18 protein-coding genes are annotated in these 21,420 nt (G+C 41.8%); 13 read left to right on the top strand and 5 right to left on the bottom strand.

Annotation, left to right across the window (positions count from 1 at the left end):
• Nucleotides 1-776: sugar MFS transporter (locus tag NWQ57_RS20800; protein WP_306024178.1), on the bottom strand; the 776-nt coding region annotated here is incomplete at its 3' end.
• A gap of 327 nt (nucleotides 777-1,103) precedes the next feature.
• Between NWQ57_RS20800 and NWQ57_RS20805 the strand changes: the two genes are divergently transcribed.
• Nucleotides 1,104-3,026: an alpha-amylase family protein gene (locus NWQ57_RS20805; protein WP_306024109.1), complete on the top strand. Its 1,923-nt coding sequence runs from the start codon at nucleotides 1,104-1,106 to the stop codon at nucleotides 3,024-3,026.
• A gap of 49 nt (nucleotides 3,027-3,075) precedes the next feature.
• On the opposite strand, the gene NWQ57_RS20810 is transcribed toward NWQ57_RS20805, so the two are convergent.
• Entirely contained in the window at nucleotides 3,076-4,095 is a 1,020-nt protein-coding gene (locus NWQ57_RS20810) for a LacI family DNA-binding transcriptional regulator (RefSeq protein WP_306024110.1), read from the bottom strand.
• Nucleotides 4,096-4,648: 553 nt separating this feature from the next.
• On the opposite strand from NWQ57_RS20810, the gene NWQ57_RS20815 reads away from it, so the two are divergent.
• From NWQ57_RS20815 to NWQ57_RS20850, 8 genes are all read left to right on the top strand, one after another.
• On the top strand, nucleotides 4,649-7,168 hold the full coding sequence (locus NWQ57_RS20815) for a TonB-dependent receptor domain-containing protein (RefSeq protein WP_306024111.1): 2,520 nt from the start codon (nucleotides 4,649-4,651) through the stop codon (nucleotides 7,166-7,168).
• Nucleotides 7,169-7,320: 152 nt separating this feature from the next.
• Nucleotides 7,321-7,980, top strand: coding sequence for a glutathione S-transferase family protein (locus NWQ57_RS20820; protein ID WP_306024112.1), 660 nt, complete (start codon nucleotides 7,321-7,323; stop codon nucleotides 7,978-7,980).
• Nucleotides 7,981-8,080: 100 nt separating this feature from the next.
• Complete coding sequence (locus NWQ57_RS20825; protein WP_306024113.1) at nucleotides 8,081-8,275, top strand: CPXCG motif-containing cysteine-rich protein; 195 nt, start codon at nucleotides 8,081-8,083, stop codon at nucleotides 8,273-8,275.
• 74 nt (nucleotides 8,276-8,349) lie between these two features.
• Nucleotides 8,350-8,706: a hypothetical protein gene (locus tag NWQ57_RS20830; protein ID WP_306024114.1), complete on the top strand. Its 357-nt coding sequence runs from the start codon at nucleotides 8,350-8,352 to the stop codon at nucleotides 8,704-8,706.
• 57 nt (nucleotides 8,707-8,763) lie between these two features.
• Nucleotides 8,764-9,456, top strand: coding sequence for a mechanosensitive ion channel domain-containing protein (locus tag NWQ57_RS20835; protein WP_306024115.1), 693 nt, complete (start codon nucleotides 8,764-8,766; stop codon nucleotides 9,454-9,456).
• Nucleotides 9,392-10,450, top strand: a complete 1,059-nt coding sequence (locus NWQ57_RS20840) for a hypothetical protein (protein WP_306024116.1) — start codon at nucleotides 9,392-9,394, stop codon at nucleotides 10,448-10,450. The genes NWQ57_RS20835 and NWQ57_RS20840 overlap by 65 nt, the downstream gene beginning before the upstream one ends.
• Before the next feature lie 202 nt (nucleotides 10,451-10,652).
• Nucleotides 10,653-11,084 carry a phosphate ABC transporter substrate-binding protein gene (locus NWQ57_RS20845; RefSeq protein WP_306024117.1) on the top strand — a complete coding sequence of 144 codons (432 nt, stop codon included), beginning with the start codon at nucleotides 10,653-10,655 and terminating at the stop codon, nucleotides 11,082-11,084.
• 17 nt (nucleotides 11,085-11,101) lie between these two features.
• Nucleotides 11,102-12,223 (top strand): topoisomerase IV, encoded by a 1,122-nt coding sequence (locus NWQ57_RS20850; RefSeq protein ID WP_306024118.1) that lies wholly within the window; start codon nucleotides 11,102-11,104, stop codon nucleotides 12,221-12,223.
• Nucleotides 12,224-12,336: 113 nt separating this feature from the next.
• Here NWQ57_RS20850 and NWQ57_RS20855 read toward each other — a convergent pair whose 3' ends face one another.
• A complete protein-coding gene (locus NWQ57_RS20855; protein WP_306024119.1) occupies nucleotides 12,337-13,734 on the bottom strand; it encodes a PhoH family protein in 1,398 nt (465 codons plus the stop codon).
• A gap of 400 nt (nucleotides 13,735-14,134) precedes the next feature.
• Here NWQ57_RS20855 and rapA point away from each other — a divergent pair, with 400 nt between their 5' ends.
• The 4 genes from rapA to NWQ57_RS20875 all read left to right on the top strand — a co-directional run bounded on the left by rapA (nucleotide 14,135) and on the right by NWQ57_RS20875 (nucleotide 19,000).
• Nucleotides 14,135-16,966: an RNA polymerase-associated protein RapA gene (rapA, locus tag NWQ57_RS20860; RefSeq protein ID WP_306024120.1), complete on the top strand. Its 2,832-nt coding sequence runs from the start codon at nucleotides 14,135-14,137 to the stop codon at nucleotides 16,964-16,966.
• Entirely contained in the window at nucleotides 16,966-17,622 is a 657-nt protein-coding gene (locus NWQ57_RS20865) for a pseudouridine synthase (protein ID WP_306024121.1), read from the top strand. Before rapA ends, NWQ57_RS20865 begins: the two co-directional genes overlap by 1 nt.
• A gap of 59 nt (nucleotides 17,623-17,681) precedes the next feature.
• Nucleotides 17,682-18,527: a DUF3530 family protein gene (locus NWQ57_RS20870; protein WP_306024122.1), complete on the top strand. Its 846-nt coding sequence runs from the start codon at nucleotides 17,682-17,684 to the stop codon at nucleotides 18,525-18,527.
• Between the two features lie 140 nt (nucleotides 18,528-18,667).
• Entirely contained in the window at nucleotides 18,668-19,000 is a 333-nt protein-coding gene (locus NWQ57_RS20875) for a hypothetical protein (RefSeq protein WP_306024123.1), read from the top strand.
• A 4-nt stretch (nucleotides 19,001-19,004) separates the two neighbouring features.
• Here NWQ57_RS20875 and NWQ57_RS20880 read toward each other — a convergent pair whose 3' ends face one another.
• Nucleotides 19,005-20,369: an MFS transporter gene (locus NWQ57_RS20880; protein ID WP_306024124.1), complete on the bottom strand. Its 1,365-nt coding sequence runs from the start codon at nucleotides 20,367-20,369 to the stop codon at nucleotides 19,005-19,007.
• Nucleotides 20,370-20,463: 94 nt separating this feature from the next.
• Nucleotides 20,464-21,420 carry a sensor domain-containing diguanylate cyclase gene (locus NWQ57_RS20885; protein WP_306024125.1) on the bottom strand — a complete coding sequence of 319 codons (957 nt, stop codon included), beginning with the start codon at nucleotides 21,418-21,420 and terminating at the stop codon, nucleotides 20,464-20,466.

Raw genomic sequence — 21,420 nt, forward strand, 5'->3', positions numbered from 1 at the left:
GCTGCGCGTAAGGAGAAAAAGACAGATACCGCATACATCGCTAACATTTTATCGGGGCCATCTGTATAACAAGCAAAGGTATCACTAAGGCTCGCAGCATCACACACTAAGTAACTTGGCATCCATACGTAAATCGCACTTTCGGCTGCAACATACAAAAATGCCCCCACTGAAAAACCCATTGCATAGGGGTTCTTAAGTAGTTTTAAGCTACTCATAAAGTTTATGGGTTCTTTGTTTGAGGTTTGCTTTTTGTGAGTTGGATAGTCAGCTTTCCAAGCTAACAGAATAAGTAACGTGCACATACCACCAGCAAGCACATACAGTAATTTCCAATCCACGCCCTCTCTAACCATCCAGGCTACAATCAAGGGCCCGATAATAGCGCCTATACCAAAAAAAGCTTCAGCCCCATTCATTGTACCAGTATGCTCTTTAGTCGATGTCGATATATCACCTATCAACGCCAATGCTGCCGTTTTAAATACACCAACCGCAATACCCGATAAGGTGATAAGGCCTAGAATGAAGCCAAAACTATTAGCTGCGAGGAAAAAATAACAAGAAAGAGCGAATAAACTTAAACCCAAGATTATGGTGATTTTTCTACCAAATTTATCCGCTAAGAAACCCAGAAAAAGTCCAGAAAATGCAATACCTATCATAAACAATGAATGTAACAAACTGGCTTCCGTGTTACTTACATCAAATTCACGTTTGACCTCTTTAATAATTTCACCAACAGAATCTGATGTCATGGCAAACATCATAAACATGAGGTAAGTAAGCCAACGAATAAGCGTAGTACTGCTTCCTATTTGATCTTTTGTCATTGCCTATTACCCTTTAATCAATTCAATTCGGTTAACGTTTTTACGTAAAATATGTTATCAACAGCTAATCTTAAGCGAATATCTTTCTTTATGTCATACTAAAATAAACACTTAATCGATTAAGCATCAATGAATTAACATTAACAAATCAGAATTTATTTGTAAATACCTTGTAAAAATAACCTAGCAAAGTATTTACTTTATGCGGTAGAATCAATAATAATTAGCACACACGCTTTTAACTTAAACGTATCAGAAGATTAATTAATTATGAACTTATTACAAGAAAGTCAACGCTCATTGAATCGCATCCTAATCAGTCTCGATCGTTCTCAGTTGTCGAAAAGTGATATGGCCGTATTTGAAGCTAGGCTAAATGCAGAGTTTCCAAGGTTGTTTGAACTATTATTCCAACTTTATGGTCACCGTTACGATTTCTATTACTATTTACAGCAATTAGTCGATACCTTGGCGCAAGGCTTTAGTCAGCGATCTAGAGCCCTAAAGAGCAAAGACAAAAAACGTTTGAATGATCCTAACTGGTATCAATCGGAAAACATGCTAGGTATGGCATGTTATGTAGATTTATTCGCGGGTGACCTAACTAATCTGCAGGCTAAGATCCCCTACTTAAAGGAACTAGGCATTACTTATCTGCATCTAATGCCTCTTTATGACTCGCCCAAAGGCGATAGTGACGGTGGTTATGCCGTATCTGATTATCGGAAGGTAAATGAAAAATTAGGGGATATAGACGACCTTAAAACGCTAGCCAAAGCATTAGAAAAATCTGGTATCAGTTTGGTACTGGATTTTGTATTTAACCATACATCTGATGAACACCGTTGGGCCATGGCAGCCAAAGAGGGTGACAGTGAGTACACCGATTTCTATCATATGTTTGATGATCGCACCCTGCCTGATCAGTACGAACACACACTTCGAGAAATATTTCCTCAAGTTAGAAGAGGAAACTTTACCTGGAATGAGCAGGCTAAAAAATGGGTGTGGACAACATTTAATAGCTTTCAGTGGGATTTAAATTACTCTAACCCCGCTGTATTTAACGGTATTACAGACGAGATGCTATTTTTAGCGAACTTAGGTTGTGAAGCACTACGCCTTGATGCCCTAGCGTTTATTTGGAAAGAAATGGGCACGACTTGTGAAAATCAAGACAAAGCCCATACTTTGATTCAAGCATTTAATAGTTGCCTACAAATCAGTGCTCCAGCTGTCGTCTTTAAGTCAGAAGCCATTGTTCATCCTGACGAAGTGCTTAAATATATCGATAAACAAGAGTGCCAGTTATCCTATAATCCCTTATTAATGGCTTTAGTGTGGGAGAGTTTAGCAACGCGTAAAACACAATTGTTAACGCAATCTATGCGCAAGAGCTTTGCTATTTCAAACCAGTGTGCATGGGTCAACTATATTCGTTGCCATGACGATATTGGCTGGACGTTTGACGATGATGTTGCGCAACAACTTGGCATCAATGGTAACGACCACCGTTACTTTCTCAATCAGTTTTATACTGGTCGCTTTGAAGGTTCTTTTGCCAGCGGCGTTGCTTTTGGGGAAAACCCCAGCACAGGAGACTGTCGAGTATGCGGCTCGTTGGCATCCTTAGCAGGCTTAGAAAGCGCTATTGAGCATAATGACTCTCAAAATATCGACCACGCGATCAAACGTATCTTACTGGTTCATAGTATTATTTTGAGCATTGGTGGCGTACCTCTGCTGTATTCGGGTGATGAATTAGGGTTGTTGAACGATTACTCTTATCAACATGACGACAGTAAAAAGCACGATGACCGTTGGGTAAATAGGATTGCTGTAACCGATTCCGCCATTGATCAGGCAAATATTCCACAATCAGCGCAATACAAAATATCGCAAGGTTTGAAAACATTAATTCAAATAAGGCAACAAAACAGTATCTTTGGACAAGCAGAGACTCAGATACTTGAAACAAATAACGGTCATATATTTGCTTTTGCCAGACACGACAACGAAGGTAAAACATTATTAGTATTGTGCAACTTCAGTGAATTTGAACAACACGTAGACAGTAAAATTGTCGATCAACTCTACAGCTCACTGGGTCATGATTTAATCACCCAACAGTCTGTGTCATCTAATCAGGGGCAAATTGCACTTCAAGCTTATCAAGTGATGTGGTTGGCCTAAAGTAATATTAAGACAAGCTGCTGACGGTAAATGAATGTCAGCAGCTTTTTTATTTACAAGTTTGACGGACGACCAAACGAGTTTCAAGAATGACTTTTTCCTTTGAATTTCCCTCAAGTAACATAGTGGCAGCTAATCTACCTTTTTCCAAATTTTGCTGACAGACAGTAGATAACGGTGGCGTGCTGCGGGATGCCTCGGGTATGTCATCAAAGCCTGTTACTTGTACTTGCCCTGGCACGGCGATATTCAATTCATTCGCCACCCTTAAGGCTGCTAAAGCAATTACGTCGCTCATACACAGTAACACAGTGGGTAACGGTGAAGAGGTCAACGCCTCTCTGGCAGCTACTTCTGCTTTTTCAGGAGAATTGATTGGTATATGCCATATTTTATCGACCGGTATACTGACTTTATTCGCTTCGGCGGCTCGCATATAACCCGCTAACCTTAATCGAGAAATCTCTTGGCTGGGCATGCTTAGATCCTCTTGACTTAGGCGACAGATTCGAGAGGAGTCAATCAGACGAAGGCCCAAAACCGCCACTTGGCTGTTGTCTTCTTTTTGCAGCGCATGTTCAGCAATGTTATAGGCGCCCTGCTCGTTATCTATATTTACTGAGCCACTATCGGCAAATTCAAAATCTACCACAACCACTGGTTTACCGGTGCGTTTGATATGTTCAAATCCGTTGCCTTGCAAAGCGCCATAAAGAATAAAACCGTCGGGTAAGGACTCTGCACTACTTTGCTCTGCAGATGTCATACCGCTAGACAACAGCAATAATTGCTTTTTGTTTTCAACTAAAACTTCTGCGATTCCTTGCATCAGTTGATTTGCCACAGGATCAGAGAAGCTATAGCTGATTGAGTCGGCCAACATAACACCAATAACGCCCGACTCTCCCCGTCGTAACGAGCGCGCAGCCAAATTAGGACCGTAGTAACCTAGTTCAGCGGACTCTCGTAAAATTCGCTCTCTTAACTTTTCTGACAACTGATCTGGTCTGTTATATGCGTTAGAAACCGTCGCTGTCGAAACACCTAACTGCGCTGCAACTTGTTTCAAATTGAGTTTCTTTTTAATAACTATTTCCTGACTTTTTTACTTTGTGCATCTTGCAATACTACCGGAATCTACTAGTGAAACCTAACAGTGATTTGTTCTAATTATCGCGGCATGTCAACCTAATCAGCGCTAATTTACGCGATGAAATTTTGTAATAATCCCTCAGTGCTTTTTCTAATCAATGTTAACTAAACAACACTCTCAAGGCTTTGCGTCAGCAACATCTAAACAACAAATTACAAAACACCTAAATTGCTTAACCGATTAATAAAGATTAAAACAACAACTGACAGACACTAATTTAACAATAAAAGTTCAAAAAATCGTAAAAAAAATAAGCTATATTTATCATGCACATAGAGTTTTATTGGTGTGAATAAGCAGGCTTTTTTAAAATTCATTGTTATTTTATTGTTATAATTTATTTACAAGTCAGATTTTAAGCACTATCATTTGCGCAACATCTTAAACGATTAAGCCGGTTTCTAGCTGTTTTGAATAGCGCTTAATTACTTTGGTTACACAAACACACTAAAACTAAATGAGGTTCACAATGACTAATTCCGTTTTTAACAAGAACAAAATTAGTGCCGCGATCGCTATTGCAACTTTAAGTCTAAGCGTCCAAGCATTCGCACAGGAAACCCAAGCACCGGAGGCGCAAAAGGCCAAAGAGACTTATGAACAAATCGTAGTCACCGCTTCTCCTGCTGGCGCCACCATGCAAGAGGCGAGCGTTTCAGTTAGTGCCTTAGGCGAAGATGACATACTTAAACTTGCTCCGCGTTCTACCGCAGAAGTTTTTCGTGCTATCCCTGGTATACGCGCTGAATCGTCTGGCGGTGGTGGTAACGCGAACATTACTATTCGTGGTATTCCTCTAGCTACTGGTGGTTCTAAATTCCTGCAAATACATGAAGATGGCCTGCCAGTATTAGAATACGGTGATATCAACTTCGGTAATGCCGATAACTTTCTACGTTACGATTGGTCTGTAGCTACAGTAGAATCTGTTCGTGGTGGTTCTGCCTCGACGTTTGCAAGTAACTCTCCAGGTGGTGTAATCAACCTTATCAGTAACACCGGTGAATCAGGTGGTGGTGCTATCGGAACATCTTTTGGTGTTGACTATGATGAGTTTCGCTTAGATTTTCGCTACGGCGGAGAGCTTGCTGATGACTTGTTTTACCATGTCGCTGGTTTTGCCCGCAACGGTGAAGGCCCTCGTGAGACGGGTTACAATGGTGACCAAGGTGGTCAAATCAAACTAAACATCACCAAGGTACTTGATAAAGGCCATCTTCGTTTTTACTTCAAAAACTTAGATGACAAAGTCTCAACTTACTTGCCGTCTCCTGTGCGTTTCAACGGCAATGGCGAATTTGGTCCAGTAGACAACTACGATGCTAGCTCACAAGCGCTTAACTCAGCTTACAACACTAATATTTCCACTTTTGATAGCTACGGTAACGCGCAAAACCGTGATCTTCGTGATGGCATTGAATCAAAAGTAACGTCTTTCGGAATGGAAGTTGACTTAGAAGTAGCGGACAACGTGTTCTTTTTAAATAAATTCCGTATGTCTGATATCTCTGGTGGCTTTATTGCACCGTTCACAGACGGATTTCCTGTAGGCCCTCAAAGTGCTGATGGTTTTGCTGCCGCTTTATGTTCAGGCGCAACAGCTGGTGACGGCAGTGCACTAAACTGTGATTCAACGTCTGTTACGTTAGCAAATGGACCAAACGCCGGTGATGCATATAATGGCTTAGCATTTACTAACTTGTTGTTTGATACTCGCATTAACGACTTAGGCAACATGATCAACGACATGAGCCTACGTAAAGAATTTGATAATGGCGTGTCTGTAACGGCGGGTTATTACTACTCAAATCAAAACATCGCTACAAGCTGGGCTAGCTGGCAGACTTTTATCCAAACCTTGGATGGCAGTAACTCTCAGATGCTTAACATCACCGATGGCGATGGCACACAACTCGTTGCTGATGGCTTATTATCAGCCAGCTTCTTGTCTTGGGATTGGGATTTAAACTACGTTACTAAAGCACCTTACATGAACATCGGCTTCGAATTGTCAGACAATATCTTAGTAGATGCCTCTGTTCGTTACGACGAAGTGACTGCTTCTGGCGAACTTATTAGCTCATGTTGTGGTGGCAATACTGACTTTGACTTAAACGGCAACGGTACCATCGAGCAAATCGAAGACGCTTCAGCAGTTAACAGTGGATTTATTGCTGGTGGTGTTATCAACTTAAATCGTGCTGGCGCAAGCTCACAAATTGTTGACTACACAGCAAGCAATGTTTCTTACTCGTTAGGTGGTTCTTACTTACTTGACGATACAAAAACAATTTTCGCCCGTTACAGTAAAGGTAGCCGAGCAATTGCCGACCGCTTATTACAAATTGCTGGTACATTAAATTCTGATGGCAGCTTGACTAGCACAACCTCAGGTTTTGATGAAACGACGCAATTAGAAATAGGCTTTAAATACGGAACGCGTGACTTAATGTTAAACGCGACGTTATTTGACACTGTAACTGAAGATACGCAAGCAGAGCTTACTAGTGGCCTAACCTTCATTCGTGAATATAAAGCGACAGGTCTTGAGTTCGAAGGCAGATGGAATGCAACAGATGACATCCGGGTTACTGGTAACTTGACTTGGACTGACGCTGAAATCAGTAAAGATGCTTTCAACCCTGCCCTAGAAGGCAAAACACCACGTCGTCAAGCTGATTGGATCTACACCATCACCCCTGAATACGTGCAAGATGACTGGTCAGTTGGTGCTTCTATCCAAGGTTCTACTGAATTTTATGTTCAAGATTCAAATGAACTTAAACAGGATGGTTACAACTTAGTTAACCTGTTTGCGACCTATTGGATCAGTGACCGTTTCTCAGTTGCACTTAACGTAAACAACGCAACCGATGAATTTGTCATTACTGAATCTGAAGAAGCAACGGCAAACGCAGGCGACATCATTCGTGCTCGCCCACTTAACGGACGTACTACCGTACTTTCAGTTAAATATATGTTTGATTAATCTCGCTTAACAACGACATGTAAACGCCCGCTCACTGCGGGCGTTTTTGTTTGTTGTGTTGTTCAAATTATAAACATCTATAAATGAAATAATCTTGTTACTAGGCCTAAATTATCCCATGCTAAAACGCAGTATAATAATAGGAGCATAGAATGTTAACCCTGCATGGCTTTGATGTAAGTAACTACTTCAACATGATTAAATTAGCTTTGGCTTATAAAGATGTTGAATACACGAAAAACACTGTCTATCCAAATCAATCGAGCGACTTTCTGAGGCTGAGTCCTATGGGCAAGGTACCTGCTTTAGAAACACATCAAGGCACCTTATGTGAAACGAATGTTATTCTCGAATATTTAGAAGAAACTTTTCCCCTTCCAGCACTTTACCCTGCTGAACCTTTTGCGAAATCAAAAGTAAAAGAGCTAGTTAAAATGTGCGAACTGTATCTCGAATTACCTGCTCGGCGTTGCCACCCAGAAGTGTTTTTTGGGCAGGTGGTGAGTGACGCCACTAAAAAAGAAGTAAAACGCGCACTATATAAAGGCATGGAAGGCTTAGCCAGAACAGCAAAATTTAGCCCTTATATTGCCGGAAGTGAGTTTAGCGCTGCTGATATCATGTTTTTATACAGTGCAGACCTTGCTTCGGTGGTAGCTAAAAAGTGTTTTGATTTTGACTTGTTAGCGCTTGCGCCAGGCGCCCACGAATTGATGGCTTTGTTGACCGAAAATCCACATGTCCAAAAAATTGCCGAAGAGCGCAAAGCAGGCAATATTGCCTTTAAAGAATATATTGCGAGCCTGAGTTAATTACACAGAAATAAATTAAATTTATCCGTATTTTTGGTCTATGTTTGAGTTTGTGCCGTAATAATATCGGCAAAGACGTCTCAAATTTAAAGGATATAAAATGAGTTTGACCACTAATGCAGAGTTTAGCTGTCCCTATTGTATGGAAATCAATGATATAGAGGTTGATCCCGATAACGATCTCAACCAACAACAAATTGTAGATTGTCAAATTTGTTGTAGTCCCATCGAAATAACCGTGACCCTTGGGAGACATGATCAGTTTAATATTCTTGCTATGACTGACAGCGAGTAGCATGATAGTGCCACCCAGTGTTACTTTGATGCTCAATTCGCTTGCGTACCAATAAACAAGGCTATTTCTTTACTATGATCGCAATGTATTACGCCCCGCCTGAACTTCAAACCCGGTTAACTCAAGTGAACGGCGAGCGTGAATTACTCAAACTCGTCACTAAAGAAATAGCCCTGTATGACTTTGCCACTAAAATAGACAGTTTTGAGTTGGACCTCGCTTTTGCTGCCGCAGGCGGCATATCTCCTTGGGTTATGGCTGACAACTTGCCTGAAGTGCTCAACCAACCTTTGCTTCGAACTGCAACTTTTGGTGATTTATTAGTTGAAACCGTACAGGGCTACGTCAACCTTGCAACGCCAGCAGGTTTTATTCCTGTAATTGATGTGGAATACAATCTTGGACTTTTACGGCAAAAACAATTCAATTAGTTGCTAGCCTGCGTTATGTATTAAACTAGCCTCAAGTAAATTTATCTGTAGTCCTTAATGCAATTTGAAACCATATTAGTCGACTTCCTTAACTGGGTCGCATCTTACAGAACCAATCTGTTGGCAACATGCTTAGCGCTGGTTGGTTATGTCTTGGTCACTCGTATCACCCTGCCTCGCTTGACTAAATCAACCGATGACAGCGGCTTTAAAAGTGAGCAAGTAGCAAAAGCCTATCACATGGTCAGACTAGTATGTGCCACTGTGACTATCGCGGTCGTTTTACTCATTTGGGGAATTGATTTTAGTGGCCTTTTAATATTTTCTACTTCGATCATAACCCTGTTAGGGGTCGCCCTCTTTGCTAGTTGGTCTATCTTAAGTAACGTAACATCCTTTTTTATCCTGTTGTTTCATACCTCCTTTCGCCGTGGCAATTATATTCGTGTGATTGATGCAGATAACTATATAGAAGGCTATATTGCAGAGTTGGGTTTACTCAATACCAAACTCACCACCAGCACTAATGAGCATGTGGTCTATCCTAATAATTTATTATTAGCCCGTCCGGTTTTTGTTAACCCAGACAGAAAACTTAATGCCTTAGGTAAAATTACCGATAGTTTAGTTATTCCTAAGGCAAGTGAACATCAACCCGCGGATGAAGGCCTGGCGACGAATAAACATGATATGTTGGAAATTGAACAAACAAACCACCGCAGCAGCCCAACGCAAAAACCGAGAGAATAATGCGTTTACGCGCTTTTTTTTGACGCCTACTACAAGCTCATTTTGCTGTGTTCGGTGGATTGCAAAAATAAGCGCCATCCTATTCTTTACTGTCCATTATCAGGTGTTTGCTGAGCAAGTAAGTTTTAAAAAAGCCAAAGAAAATCAAAAAACAATGTTTAGTTATCAATGGATTGATAGCTTTTCTCAAACACAAAACCTCACCTTTGATTTAGCGAACAAACAAAACGCCAAACAAGTTCATAAACGATACGTGCCCGAATTAGCGCAACAATACGTCTTTATAGAGCTACATAAAGCTGCACGGTTAATCGACCCACGCGAGGCTCGCATTGAAATTCAACGAAGCACTCAAGATATTAACGTTAAAGTCAGCAGTCGCTCACCTAAGCTTTTAACAAAATGGCAAGGATCCATGGCGAAAAGCCAGGAGAGAGCGTTTGACAAGTATTTACATGACCATTACTACACCCGTTTTTACTCCCATCTTGGTCAAGAAGCGGTGAAAGCCGATCACTTACGATACATAAACGAAAATAAAGCCCCTTTATTACCGATTGCACAAGCGATATATGAAAAACTCCCGCCTAATAGTGAAAGTAGAATATATGTAAACTTACTTTTAAGCTGGGTTCAAAGCATTCCCTATAACGAATTAGAAGACAGAATGAGCTCAAATGGTGCAGGTTTTTTGCCGCCGCTTGCTCTTATTAGAGAAAATATTGGCGACTGCGATAGTAAGTCCGTTCTCACAGCAGGCTTGATTCGTTCTCTATTGCCAGAAATAAAATTAGTTATGGTGTATTTGCCACAACACGCTTTATTAGGTATCAGCCTTCCTCACAGAAGCAACGAACAAACCTTCAATTTTGGTGGCTCTGACTACTTACTTATGGAGCCAACGGGTCCCGCTCTCATGCCCCTAGGCACTGTCGCTGCATCGAGTGAACGAGCGATCAATAGTAGGTTATTTAGTTACGAGCAAGTACCCTAACCTGCATTTAGCTTGTATTTTATCCCTGTCCCTTGCGCAAAATAACCAAGAACATAGCCATATAGTATGAATTTAAATACCTACGTACCGAGCTCTATACTGACGTTATTTCTTACAATTCGCTAATTTAACTTAATCGACTAAGATTTAAAAACAACTCCTTAGCATGGATGCGAATTCACAAATCTTATAAGGTCGTGACATGTTAAAAAAACAAGCTTTAATTAAGGCTATACTCAGTTCAAGTGTTTTTCTGTCTGTTAGTTTTTCCGCTCTTTCTGAAACCGTTATTATCGTCAATCCCAATAATGACTCTGTAATAGACGCAAAAGTTGCACAACGCATTTTTTTGGGTAAAGAAGGTAAATTTTCAAATGGCAAAGAAGCCATTCCCGTCAACCAAATCGCAGATTCCCCTAGTCGTACAGATTTTGATACAACAGTATTAGGACGAAGCTCTGCTCAAGTTTCAGCCTATTGGTCCAAGTTGGTATTTACTGGCAAAGGGATCCCTCCGAAAGAAGTGCAAAATGATGCAGAGGTCATCGCGTTGGTAGCTGACAACCAAGATGCCATTGGCTATGTGGACAGCGCTGCTGTAACCGGCAATGTTAAAGCAATTCCACTTAACTAATCTCAGGAGCATCAAAAATGAAAAAATTAATACTAATAGGTTCTCTTTCTTTACTTGCAACAAGCGTTCAAGCTGAACTTCGTATAAACGGTTTTGCCAACCTAATTGGTGGTATTACTAGCTCTGATGACAGTATGTATGGTTATGATGATGATTTTTCTTTTACCTCAGAAAGCTTATTTGCCGTACAAGTGAGTGGCGACATCAACAGTAAGATGACGGCCACAGGGCAAATAGTCGCTCGAGGAAAGAATGATTATGAACCTGATTTTGAATGGGCTTATATCACTTACCAAGCAACGGATAATTTATCTGTCTCTGCAGGGCGTATACGTCAGCCTTTGTTTCGTTATTCTACTTCTAGTGATGTAGGGTATTCCTATCACTGGGTAAATAGTCCAAGAGTGATTTATGATGTACCTACTCAGAATATGGATGGTGTGCGCTTTGATTACAGCGGTTACTCTGGTGACTGGGAATATAACATGCAATTGGGTCTCGGCAGTTTTTCTGGCGACTTTTTAGGTAACAAGCTTGCAGCCGATAACTTGCTGATAGCGAGCGCAGAATTATCCAGAGACTGGTTTAAAGTACGAGGGGTGTATGGCGTTACAAAAGTATCCACGACTGGGCCTGAACTAACGATGGCGCTAGATGTTATCCGAAGTCTAGGTTTACCGGAGTTCGCGAATGATTTAGCTTCTGACAAAGATACGGGTACATTTACAGGTGTCGGTATGGAAGTCGATAAATTTGATTGGTTTATTATGGCAGAATACACGATAACAGAAGCTAAAGAGACCTTTGTGCCAAAAACGGTTAGTTATTATCTTTCAGCAGGAATGCGTGCTGGTAAATGGACGCCCTCGGTGACTTACGAGAAAAAGGATAGTGCTAATCAGCCTAAGTTTACCGATAGGCTTATTGGGCTCCCTGCCGAACCATTGGCAATAGCAACTCAGATTGGTGTAGGGTTGCAACTTGGCTCAATGGAAGAATATAGTGTTACGTCAGTTGGTGTGCGTTATGACTTAGACACGAATGTGGCATTAAAAGCGGATGTGAGCAAACGTAGTGATGATTTGGATGATACTAGAGATGCAACGGCCGTTCGTTTTGCCATTAACTACATATTTTAGGTAGCCCTAATAAAAGGGTCTGATACGTGTTTAAAGTATCAGACCCTTTGTAAATCTCACTTAATGCACCCCGACCTAGTAATAGTGATTCGTATATCCCATCCACTTAACACTTACATTTGTTCTTCGGCAAACTCAGCTAAGCGGCTACGCACTACGCCATCTAGGTTAATGGTGGAGCTACCCGAAAAATTCTTAAATTTCTCGACTAAATACGTCAATCCAGATGTAACAGCGCTCAAGTAGTTACTGTCTATCTGAGCTAAATTACCAGAGCAAATAAGCTTGGTCCCTTCACCGCATCGGGTAATGATGGTTTTGAGTTGAGAGGCAGTTAAATTTTGCGACTCATCCAAAATCACGATGGCGTTTTGAATGCTTCGCCCGCGCATAAAGTTGACTGACTTAAACTGAATATTGGCTTTTTCCATAATGTAACTCATGGAGCCTTTTACATTTTCATCATGTTTATGCAGCACTTCTAAGCTGTCAGTGATAGCTGCAAGCCAAGGTGCCATTTTTTCTTCTTCGGTACCCGGTAAAAAACCAATAGATTCGGCAATTTCTGGTGTGCTACGCGTGACAATAATCTTATCGTACATGTTTTTCTCTACCACCATCTCCAAGGCGGCAGCCAATGCCAGCAGGGTTTTACCGCTACCTGCAGGACCCGTTAGAATCACCAAATCGATATGCGGATCGAGCAAGGCATGTAAGCTCATCGCTTGGCCTATATTTTTCGGTGTAATGCCCCAAGCTCTGCGTCCCATCAAACGGTCAACTCCGAGGTCCAATACTTCAAGATGCTCGTCAGTCATCGACTCAACTATGCCTGCAAACTTACCTTCTTCATCAATTAAGAATTCATTGACATACGCTTCAGGTAATACTTTTCGCTCAATGGTATGGATGGTATCGCGCCCTTCGGTACGACTATCGACCGACTTGACTTGATTCCAGAATTGACCGGAGAAGGTATGGTAGCCTTTTGACAGATACTTAATGTCACTAATCAGTTGGTCGGTACGGTAATCCTCAACTAAAGCCAAACCTGCACCTTTTGCTTTGAGTCGCATATTGATGTCTTTGGTAACTAAGACCACTTGACGAGGTGCAAACTCCGCCTGTAAATGCAGGGCACTATTGATGATGCGATTGTCATTTTCATTACTGGTAAACACGTGTTTGTCGATAGGCAGACCATGATCAACAAAGATTGAAAGGCTACCCGAAGGCGCCGTGTCGCCTGCTCCTAGGCCTTTCATTGACACGCCATCGACCATTTGCTCTGGCGTGGCATCGTGTAGCAAATCTTCCATCGCGCGAATTGATACGCGAGCATCTCGCGCAACGTCTTTTTTACTATCTTTAATATAATCTAGCTCTTCGAGCACCGTCATGGGTACAACAACGTCATTTTCTTTAAAGGATAAAAAGGCGAGTGGTTCGTGAAGGAGTATATTGGTATCTAACACATAAATTTTTGAATCTAGTGCTGCTTTTTTTGGCATCCGTATCTCCACATCAATGAGGCCTGAATATCTGTGGTAGGCATGGTTGGCTGCAGATTTGATCGGACAAAAGTCTAACCGTGAACCTCGCAAACCTCACTCACAGACTAGTCTACAGTCTGAACAATTTTTGATTTATTGCTCAGCTGTAAATCAACAATAAACCACTTTTTCTCCATATTCATCAACTTTTCCACCCATCGTCCTATTAATTTTTAGGAAAAAATAACGGATCAGCACGTAAGTCGATTTTAATTTGATACAATATGACGCTGCACTCGGCGCAGTGCGTGACAAAATGGGCGTCGTGCATCTTGCTTAAGCAAATCTGCCATACTGCTGCCATAATCATATTCATAACAATACAGAAAATTCATTTAGACAGGAAACCGTAATAACGATGGCGAAACAACAACTATTTGCTTTGGGACAACGTTGGTTGAGCGACACTGAGTCAGATCTGGGGTTAGGCACGATCATTCTGCTCGACAATCGCACCCTTACGGTACTTTTCCCTGCAACGGGTGAAACAAGAGTATATGCAGCGCAGTCAGCCCCTCTTACTCGTATTCAATTTGAAGCGGGTGATACCGTTAAATGCCATGAAGGCTGGGAACTATTAGTTGAACGCATCACCGAGCAAGATGGCCAACTTACCTATTATGGAACTCGTCTCGATAACAAACACGCTGCTGCGCTGAAAGAAACATTTATCGACCATCATTTTCAATTAAGCCAGCCTGAGCAGCGTTTGTTTAATGGTCAATTTGATCATCCAAAATGGTTTAACTTACGTGAGCAATGCTTACAACATCAATTTAATCATAGCGTATCGGACTTATTAGGCTTTGTTGGCGCTCGTGTGGATTTAATTCCTCATCAGTTGCACATCGCTTCAGAAGTGGGGCGTAGACATGCCCCACGAGTCCTGCTTGCTGACGAAGTAGGGTTAGGTAAAACTATTGAAGCTGCCCTGATCATTCACCAACAATTACTCACAGCACGAGCACAACGAGTGTTAATAGTCGTGCCATCAAGTTTGGTGCATCAATGGTTGGTCGAGATGTTACGTCGGGTCAATTTAGCGTTTTCAGTGTTTGACGAAGAACGTTGCGAGGCGATGTCAGAAGATGCAAGTAACCCCTTCGATGCAGAGCAATTAGTCATTTGCAGCTTGGATTTTTTAACCCATAACAGCCGCTATTATCAACAAGCCTTAGCGGCTCAATGGGATTTAATGGTAGTCGATGAGGCGCACCATCTTAAATGGTCACAGGGGCAACCGTCACAAGAGTATCAAGTCATCGAAGAATTAGCTCAAGCCACTGCAGGTGTTTTGCTATTAACCGCGACGCCAGACCAGCTTGGACATGAAAGCCACTTCGCTCGTTTACGCCTGCTTGACCCTGCGCGTTTTCATGACTATCAACGTTTTGTTCATGAAGAACAGCAATATAGCCAGTTAGCGCAAGCCATCACGCCCTTACTAAGTGGTGAGAGTTTAAGCGCTAATGACATAGCGGCTATCAGCCAGTTTGCTGATAGCAGCATGCTTGAAAACATCAATCAAGCGGATCGCCAGCAAAGAACCAAATTACTGCATACCCTGCTCGACCGCCATGGTACTGGGCGAATGTTGTTTAGAAATAGTCGCGCAGGAGTTGCTGGCTTTCCTGGCAGAAAACTTCTGTCTTATGGCTTAAGTCAGCCACTCGAATATCAAATGCTATTAGCGCTTGAACCCAATAATCTGCAGTTGCACCTCACTCCAGAGCGTCACCCTAATGTAGTGAACAGTTGGGTGGATGTTGATCCGCGCGTTGTATGGTTTGCCGATAAACTCAAAGAATTAAAGGGCGAAAAAGTCCTGACAATCTGTGCGAATGCTGCCACTGCCATGCAGTTATCTGAGGCTTTGCGCATTAAAACGGGCATACGCTCAACGGTTTTTCATGAAGGCATGAGTATTGTTGAACGAGACAAAGCGGCCGTTTATTTTTCTCAAAGTGAAGAAGGCGCACAGGTACTGATATGCAGTGAAATTGGTAGCGAAGGTCGTAACTTCCAGTTCGCTCATCATTTGGTCTTATTTGACCTGCCACGCGTTCCCGATTTATTAGAACAACGAATTGGACGCTTAGATCGAATAGGACAAAAGTTCGATGTGTGCATCCATGTGCCGTATTTTAAAGAAAGCGCTCAGCAAGTCTTACTTGATTGGTATCATCAAGGCTTAAATGCCTTTGAACAAACTTGTCCCAGCGGCATGATAGTTTACGAAGAAACCCAAGAAGCCTTGTTGAATTGCTTGCAAAACCCTGAGGATGAAACGCAATGTCATCACTTGATTAATCAAACCGCCGAACTGCATAGAACACTTAAGTTAAAAATGGAGCAAGGACGTGACAAATTACTAGAGCTTAATTCTTCTGGCCAGGGTCGTGTAGAACAGTTTTTGGCTCGCATCTTAAATGCCGAAGAGTCTCCAACTCTTGAGTTATTTATGACAAAGTTGTTTGATGCAATTGGTGTATTACAAGAAGAAAAAGACGAAAGTTGCTATTTACTTCGCCCGACGGAAACCATGTTAAGTCCACTTCCCGGTTTAGATGAGGAGGGAATGACCGTTACGTACGAGCGCACTACGGCTACTCGGATCGAAAACGCCCATTTTCTCAGCTGGGATCATCCCATGATCACTCATGCGATGGACATGTTAACTACCGAAGTCATTGGTAAAAGTTCTGTTGGCTTGTGCCAAGATAGATCGCTACCCGCTGGTGCATATTGGCTTGAATGTTTGTTTGTCCTCTCGGCCAAGGCAGAAAAAACCATGCAGTTAGCGCGTTTTTTACCACCAACTCCCATTAAAGTTTGTATTAATACCAAACTAGAAAACGAAGATAAGTCGTTTTTTAAAATTGAGTCTGTACGGCCTAAAATGGGTGTGCAACTGATTAATGCTCTCCGCACACAGGTTGTTAGTGCATTAGAAACGGCCCAAGTACAAGCAGAGCAATTGGCAGGAGAAATTAAGACTGAACGTCAACAGCAAATGCAAACCTTACTTGGCGATGAATTAGCGCGCTTACAAAGTTTATGTGAAGTGAATCCAGCGATTAGGCCTGAAGAAATAAGCCATCTAGAAGAACAGATAGGCAGCCTGACTCACTTAATTACAAGTGCTAAACTGAATTTAGAAGCCGTACGCTTGGTCGTCAATAACCCCTAATGGCGCTACTAAACTACCAACCACCACTGTCGCCCTATTTAAGGATAATTTATCAAGATGACGATATCGTGATACTTGATAAACCTTCAGGGCTGCTGAGTGTACCCGGTAAAGCGCCTGAACATGCTGATTCACTGCAAGCTCGTGTGCAGCGTGTATTTCCAAGCGCAAGTATTGTTCATCGTTTAGACATGGCCACATCTGGCATTATGCTTATGGCCATGAATAAAGCTGCGCACCGGCACTTGTCTCGCCAATTTGAATTAAGACAAACAGAAAAAAGTTACGAAGCTATTGTGTACGGCTGGCCATCAGAAGAATCCGGGGAGGTGAATCTTCCCCTCATCTGTGACTGGCCGAATCGCCCTAAGCAAATGGTGGATCATGAACGAGGCAAAAAAGCACTGACTCGTTGGCAAGTACTCAGTAAGGGCAAGGACACATCAAGGATTGAACTGTTTCCTATTACTGGGCGTTCCCACCAGCTTAGAGTGCACATGTTGAGTCTTGGTCACCCTATTATTGGCGATCGCTTGTACGCACACCCTACTGCTCTTTCGCTGGCCTCACGTCTTCACTTACATGCCAAATATCTAAGCTTTAATCACCCAAGCAATGGAATAAAACAACGCTTTTTCAGCCCAGTTCCATTTTAAGTTAAAGTCTGGTGCTATGGGGTACGATATAAGTGTAAGGTTAGTCAGGGCGAACACGTGTGGCATTTAATCAAACAGTAGTAATTCTCTTAGCTTGCTTGATGTGTGTGCCTGTGACAGCCGCAGTTAACCCATCCGTGTTAGCCACCCTAGACTTAGAAAGAGAATTTTTTAGCGATCGATATATAAAGCTAAAAGTGGGCGATGAAGATGTTCTGGTGATGCTGCAAGAAAACACCAATGCTATTGCTAGAGGAGTCGCTATTTTAGTTACGCAGAGTCATACCACCTTAACGAGCAAACACGGCTTAAGCCCTTTGGTATCAGAACTAAATGAACTTGGTTGGGTAACTATGTTAGTGCCTAGCCCCCCCACGCAGTTTCTTACACCGCGAGAAAATATCGAGCCCGTGACAGACAGTCCGTCTTCCCTTCCTTCGATTAAAGATTCTGGCAAATACCTCTCTCAACAAACCTTGGATGAACATTTACAACGTTTATCGGTAACCATGCTAGCGGCAATTGAAAAAGCCAAAGAATATCCAGGGTTTATTCTGGTTATTGCTCAGGGGACTAGTGCAGCCAGTCTCATCCATCTATACGCAGAGCAAAGCCTCCCCTCACCCGACGCGATGGTCGTCATCGAGCCGTATTGGCCTGATAGACTAACCAATCAAAAACTCGCCATACAATTAGCGAGTACATCTATGCCGGTTTTAGATTTTTACAGTGATGGGGACAACGTCTGGAGTGCCTCTACCGTTCAAAAACGCAAAGTCGCAACCATTAGATCGCTAAAATTGCACTATCGACAGAGAAAAATCATTGGTCTTAACGCAATGGATAGCGCTGCACCTTATATTAGTAAAGAAATTTACGGTTGGTTAAGTCACATGGGCTGGTGAGCAATATTTATCAAAAAATGCTATTAAATTTCAAATACATAAAGTTTACACAATCTTTACACTGTCAAACTTCGACAAACCTTTAGAATCTTAACTATAATTACTCGCATCTAACTCAAAAGAGCTGAACTAAAAGACTCGTGCAAACCGTCCACAGCTTCATCAAAAATAAATCTAAGCAATTGGCCTACTTTGTCAATGCGTATTTAGACTACAAAATTGTCTATGAAGAACTCGATTTATTCTTTTGGGATACCATGGAAGAATGGGCGCAAATTCAACAAGGTAAACACCTGCCATACGGTCAAAATGAAAACGTATTTTGGCACCTTATGCATCAAATTCACTATTGGCCGCAAGAAACCTTGCTCACTGATTTGTTCTTACGAGATGAATTAATGACTTGCGTAGATGCCTTGTTAGGCCAGAAAAAATATCCCTTCCCCATGGATTGCATTGGAATAAGACCTTAACCCCTTAGCGATTGTGATATTCGCCACGCTCTAAACGTCCAATATGGTCACGGATGGTCCACAAGAAAATAAGACTCGGGACGACCATCACTGCGGTCAAAACAAAAAATGCACTCCAGTTGCCGTCCATCCAGTCTACTAAGAAACCACTGCTTGATGCCATAAACGTCCTGCCTAATACGCCAAGCGATGCCATCAAGGCATATTGCGAAGCGGAAAAAGCCTGATTACATAACAAAGAAATAAACGCAACCAAGGCCACCGAGCTCCAAGCAGCTGTGAATCCATCTACAAAGATCGTTGCCGCATACAGCGCTTTGTCAGGGCCAACTTGGGCCATTAAAGCAAACATTAGATTACTTGCAGCCATGGCAATACCACTGACCATTAAACCTCGATATATCCCATAACGAATATTCACCATGCCACCGATCACCGAAAATACGATCGTGATCCACCAGGTTAATAGCTTTGAATAGCTACCAATATCACTATTAGAAAAGCCTAATTCTTTGTAGAAAACAATACTCATTCTGCCTAAAAATGCTTCACCTATTTTAAATAAAAAGATAAACATCAAAATTGAAAAAGCTAACTTAAAGGTATTCCGTTGAAAAAAATCACGGAAGGGTTCAACCAAGGTAACTAATAACCAATTAAGCATTTTTTGCCTAGTATCGAGTAACGCTCCGCTAGCAGCTTGCCATTCAGAATAAGCTTTAGCCGCAAGCTGCTGCCGATATTCTCGATCTGTCACCGGTTCTTCAGAAACCAATACCACCAAGGCTAAAAGCGCCATAATTCCAGCTAAGACAAAATAAATTTCGGACCATTGCCAATTAGGTAAATCAGCAATAAAAAAAGGAATTGCCCCCAAGCCACCAAAGCCGGTCCACCAGCCTGCCGTAGCCATAGCGGAGGCGGCAGAAAGCGTGTCTTTTTCTTCTGGTTTAATGATGTCGATACGATAGGCATCAATCGAAATATCTTGAGTGGCTGAGAATAAGGCCAATGAAAAGCCAATCAGTCCAGCAAGCAGTAGCTGCTCTTTCACCGGAATGACGGCTAAGCCTATACATGCCAGAATAATAAGGATTTGAGTGCTTAGTATCCAGCCCCGTCGCTGTCCTAAAAACGGCGGTTTCACTCTATCTAACAATGGCGACCACATAAAATTAATCGAATAAGCAATAAACATGGAGCCAAATAAGCCAATAGAAGAGCGGCTTAAACCGGATTCTTGCAGCCAAGCCGATAAGGCCGAGCCAATCATAACCCAAGGAAAACCACTGGCTATACCAAATAAAAAGATGAAAAGGAGACGTTTATCTTTGTAGCACAATAAAGTGGATTTAAAGGTGTGGATCACAGGAAAAATCTATAAAAAATCATAAGGCTATTGGATCACGTCCACTGATTATATTCAATCAATTATTCGATTACGCAAAAGTGAAGCTGGTGCTTTATTCACCAGCAACGACTACCTTGTTTCTACCTGAAGCCTTAGCTCGATAAAGCGCTTGGTCAGCAGCTTCAAGCCATTGGGTATGACTCTTAAATTCACCATTAAAACCTGCAATACCAATACTAATAGTAAAGTTAATTTCATGTTCTTCATGGATAACTGTGTATTTTTCAACTAAGCGACGGATCCGTTCAGTCAAAAATTCTACATTCGCCACTGGCGTATCAGGTAACAAAATAGCAAACTCTTCACCGCCATAACGCCCACACACATCGGTTTCTCTTGTTGCTTTTTTAATGATGTGCGCTAATGAGCGAATGACATCGTCACCAGCAGGATGACCATAGGTATCGTTTACTCTCTTAAAGTGGTCGATATCGATCATCACTACACTAGAGGGATGGTCATTACGTTTTTCACGTTTAAACTCTAAATCAAACTGTTCTTCCCAATACCGCCTATTGTACAAACCAGTTAAACCATCCACTCGGCTGATTTTTTCTAGTTCTTTGTTGAGTGTTTGAATACCTTGACGATTTACCGCTTCATCCGTTACGTCATAAACCAGTATACAAATTTGCTCTACTTGACCACTGAGTGACGCGAGTGGAAAAATAGTGATATTTTGGTACATGTAGTCACTTTGTGAAGTAATGGGTCGAATGGTACCAAATTTAAACAAATAGGGACGTTGCTCCCAAATCACAAAAACCGGACAGCGTAATTTAAAAGCAGGCTCTGCTTTGCGCTTGAACCACTGTTCATCTATCTCAGGAAAAAACTCGAAAATACTTTTATCTAATATGAAGCCAGGCACAATATTACTGTGGTTTTCCATAAACTGGTTCCATACCTGCACTTCAAAATTTTTATTAAGTACAACAATACCGACTTCAATAGAACCTAGCAGGTCATGTTTCCAATGCATTTCTGCTAAGCTTGAATCAATGGCCAT

The sequence above is a fragment of the Paraglaciecola sp. genome (genome assembly GCF_030730205.1).
Lineage (GTDB): Bacteria > Pseudomonadota > Gammaproteobacteria > Enterobacterales > Alteromonadaceae > Paraglaciecola.

Excerpts from the sequence above, each read along its gene's own strand:
- NWQ57_RS20830 (WP_306024114.1), top strand. The coding sequence starts at position 8,350 with ATGATCGCAATGTATTACGCCCCGCCTGAACTTCAAACCCGGTTAACT.
- NWQ57_RS20820 (WP_306024112.1), top strand. The coding sequence starts at position 7,321 with ATGTTAACCCTGCATGGCTTTGATGTAAGTAACTACTTCAACATGATT.
- NWQ57_RS20885 (WP_306024125.1), bottom strand. The coding sequence starts at position 21,420 with ATGGCCATTGATTCAAGCTTAGCAGAAATGCATTGGAAACATGACCTG.
- NWQ57_RS20850 (WP_306024118.1), top strand. The coding sequence starts at position 11,102 with ATGAAAAAATTAATACTAATAGGTTCTCTTTCTTTACTTGCAACAAGC.
- NWQ57_RS20835 (WP_306024115.1), top strand. The coding sequence starts at position 8,764 with ATGCAATTTGAAACCATATTAGTCGACTTCCTTAACTGGGTCGCATCT.
- NWQ57_RS20805 (WP_306024109.1), top strand. The coding sequence starts at position 1,104 with ATGAACTTATTACAAGAAAGTCAACGCTCATTGAATCGCATCCTAATC.
- NWQ57_RS20825 (WP_306024113.1), top strand. The coding sequence starts at position 8,081 with ATGAGTTTGACCACTAATGCAGAGTTTAGCTGTCCCTATTGTATGGAA.
- NWQ57_RS20855 (WP_306024119.1), bottom strand. The coding sequence starts at position 13,734 with ATGCCAAAAAAAGCAGCACTAGATTCAAAAATTTATGTGTTAGATACC.
- NWQ57_RS20840 (WP_306024116.1), top strand. The coding sequence starts at position 9,392 with ATGATATGTTGGAAATTGAACAAACAAACCACCGCAGCAGCCCAACGC.
- NWQ57_RS20845 (WP_306024117.1), top strand. The coding sequence starts at position 10,653 with ATGTTAAAAAAACAAGCTTTAATTAAGGCTATACTCAGTTCAAGTGTT.
- rapA (WP_306024120.1), top strand. The coding sequence starts at position 14,135 with ATGGCGAAACAACAACTATTTGCTTTGGGACAACGTTGGTTGAGCGAC.
- NWQ57_RS20865 (WP_306024121.1), top strand. The coding sequence starts at position 16,966 with ATGGCGCTACTAAACTACCAACCACCACTGTCGCCCTATTTAAGGATA.
- NWQ57_RS20815 (WP_306024111.1), top strand. The coding sequence starts at position 4,649 with ATGACTAATTCCGTTTTTAACAAGAACAAAATTAGTGCCGCGATCGCT.